General features: G+C 64.5%; 3 protein-coding genes and 1 pseudogene. 2 read left to right on the top strand and 2 right to left on the bottom strand.

Translation table 11 applies throughout. The features are described from left to right. Positions 1-470 precede the first annotated feature (470 nt). Positions 471-803 (top strand): hypothetical protein, encoded by a 333-nt coding sequence (locus MKK55_RS23430; protein ID WP_243937870.1) that lies wholly within the window; start codon positions 471-473, stop codon positions 801-803. Positions 804-1,230: 427 nt separating this feature from the next. Continuing rightward, entirely contained in the window at positions 1,231-1,638 is a 408-nt protein-coding gene (locus tag MKK55_RS23425; RefSeq protein WP_243937869.1) for a MucR family transcriptional regulator, read from the top strand. A 164-nt stretch (positions 1,639-1,802) separates the two neighbouring features. Here MKK55_RS23425 and MKK55_RS23420 read toward each other — a convergent pair whose 3' ends face one another. Together MKK55_RS23420 and MKK55_RS23415 are read right to left on the bottom strand one after the other, a co-directional pair. Next, positions 1,803-2,036 carry a hypothetical protein gene (locus tag MKK55_RS23420; protein WP_243937868.1) on the bottom strand — a complete coding sequence of 78 codons (234 nt, stop codon included), beginning with the start codon at positions 2,034-2,036 and terminating at the stop codon, positions 1,803-1,805. Positions 2,037-2,054: 18 nt separating this feature from the next. Further along, a pseudogene (locus MKK55_RS23415) lies at positions 2,055-2,241 on the bottom strand (hypothetical protein); the annotation flags it as partial.

Raw genomic sequence — 2,241 nt, 5'->3', positions numbered from 1 at the left:
GGCGAGCGGTGGACGAGCCACCAGGTCAAGCGGGAGGCGCTCGACGTGGGCCGCATCCACGGCCCACGTCGGCAGCCCCTTGCCCTGGGGTGGGCCCACGACCGGATGCCCGTCGGTGCCGTGAAAGCGGAAAACGGGTGCGGGAATTGCCTTTTTCCCCCCCCTCCAGCGCATCATCCCCGCTGGGGCCTGGCCCATCTTGCCATGGGTTGGACCATGCGAACCCATCTGTTTGTTGCCGGCCTTGTCCTTGCGGTCCCGGGCCCCGCCGGCCCCCCCCCCCCCCGCCCCTCGAAACGACTGTGGAGATCCGGTCGCTATCTCGCCGCGCCGTTCGTGATCGCGGAGCCAGAGCGTAGGTGGACACCCTCGGAGACATCGCAGGCGATCGCGTCGTGGTGGAGTGCCTGTCGTGCCGCCGAAGGGGCGTCTACGCGACAGACGGCCTTGTGGCTCGGTTCGGACCTACGATGCAGCAGCTCGATGCGCTCCGGCACCTGTCGGGCTCGTGCCGGCATCAGCGCCACCCAGGGTCGCCGCCCGAGCGCAAATACGATAGCGCGTGTCAGGCCCGGCTCATCCTACCGCCCTCGAAACAACAGATCGTGCCGACGCCGATCCAGCGCGGCCTGAACGTCGAGGCCTGGACGACGTCGGGCTCGATTCAGTGGCACTTGGCGACGGTGTGGAGCATCGAGCTCGGCCACCTCGTGCTCGATGCCGTGGCGACGCTCTACCCGGACCATGAGGTCACCCTGCGTCAGGCCTGCCGGGTCATTGCAAAGCGCGAGAAGCCGGATTGAGGTTTGCCCCGCTCATGCCAGCCGCGCCAACACTTCCGCCGTAAGCAGCAGCAGGCCCCCGAGCCGATCGGGTGGGGCTGCAAGCTTGGGCGGTTTATACAACCTATAATTGCATGGCTGAAGGTCGAGGCCGGGGCTCGCAAGAGGTGCCTGAACCCCAGTTTCGATGGGCAAAATAGCAGGGCATCGACCTCCAACGGCTGACGATTGCAGCCGATTCAAGCCCGTTAATCAATTCTAAGTAGATCGCATCCATCGCATAATTCGCGCATAAGTTGTGTTTCAGGATAGCACGCGCATAATCGTGCGACGGCAGGCCGACCTGCCGCGATCGTTCAGGATGATCGACGACGGAAAACATCCTGCGCCGGGCGACAGCACGTTTTGGACACGCATCTACCAGACAGCATTCGGAAGGAGACAAACCGTGAAGACTACGACGGACCCCATCGACCTCGCCGCCAAGATCCTCACGAGCTACGTCGCCCACAACTCTGTGCCCGCCACGGGGCTGCCGGACCTGATCCGCATGGTTCACGACTCGATTACGGGGCTGACCATTCCGCCGAAGCCGGCGCTGACGAAGCCAACCAATGCGGAGATTCGCAAGTCGATCTCGCCGGACGCCATCATCAGCTTCGCAGACGGCAAGCCCTACAAGGCGCTGCGCCGGCACCTGACGCTGCGCGGACTGTCGGCCGAGGCCTACCGTGCCAAGTGGGGCCTGCCGGTCGACTATCCCCTGGTCTCGGCCAACTACAGCGCGCGCCGCTCGGTGATCTCCCGCACCATCGGGCAGAACCAGCGCCTGCGCTTTCAGCAAGCGGCGGAGTGATCCGAAGACCTGCTCGACGGTTCCCATCGACACCGCGCCGGTCTGCGCTAAGCGGGGAGGTGTCGGTCGGCATCACTGGATCGTATCGGGACTGGCCATTAGCCCGATGCTCCGTGGCCGCCATCAGCCCGGCAAACCATCTGCGTAACCGTGGTCGGGAGAATTTATCGCTTGATAGGATTTGTCGATGGTGGGTCGTAGCGATCCTTGAGCTCGGCACGCCCCGCGTCAGTAATCCTGTACTCGTTGAGGTCCTTTTCCGGGGCCGTCCGCCCGGTGGCGACGACCATGCCCAGCACCTCAAGGCGCCGCATGTAGGCGGTCAGTTTGTAGAAGCTTGCCCCGGTCTGAGCCAGGGTCTGAAGGCGGTAGAGGCTGCCCGGTGGAAGCTTGTGCATCGGCCTGCAGCTCTTGGGTCAGAACTGCACCGCCTCGATATCGTCCTCGTAGATCGAGTCCGGTTGGCAGGCGTGCCACTGCTTCTTCTCGTCGGTTTGGCCTTTGCGACCCCAGCAGTAGCCGGCTTGCGCCAGGCGGCCGCTCAGACGGTCGCGGAGACGGCATTGCTCTCGGGCGACGTCAGCATCTCCTGAGCCCTCACAC

This window comes from Methylobacterium sp. J-059, assembly GCF_022829485.1.
GTDB lineage: Bacteria > Pseudomonadota > Alphaproteobacteria > Rhizobiales > Beijerinckiaceae > Methylobacterium.
The sequence above is the reverse complement of the archived record's forward strand: the minus strand, read 5'-3'. Positions and strand labels throughout refer to the sequence as shown.

What these genes read in the sequence shown, in the direction of transcription:
- MKK55_RS23430 (WP_243937870.1), top strand. Translation starts at nt 471, where the DNA reads ATGCAGCAGCTCGATGCGCTCCGGCACCTGTCGGGCTCGTGCCGGCAT.
- MKK55_RS23420 (WP_243937868.1), bottom strand. Translation starts at nt 2,036, where the DNA reads ATGCACAAGCTTCCACCGGGCAGCCTCTACCGCCTTCAGACCCTGGCT.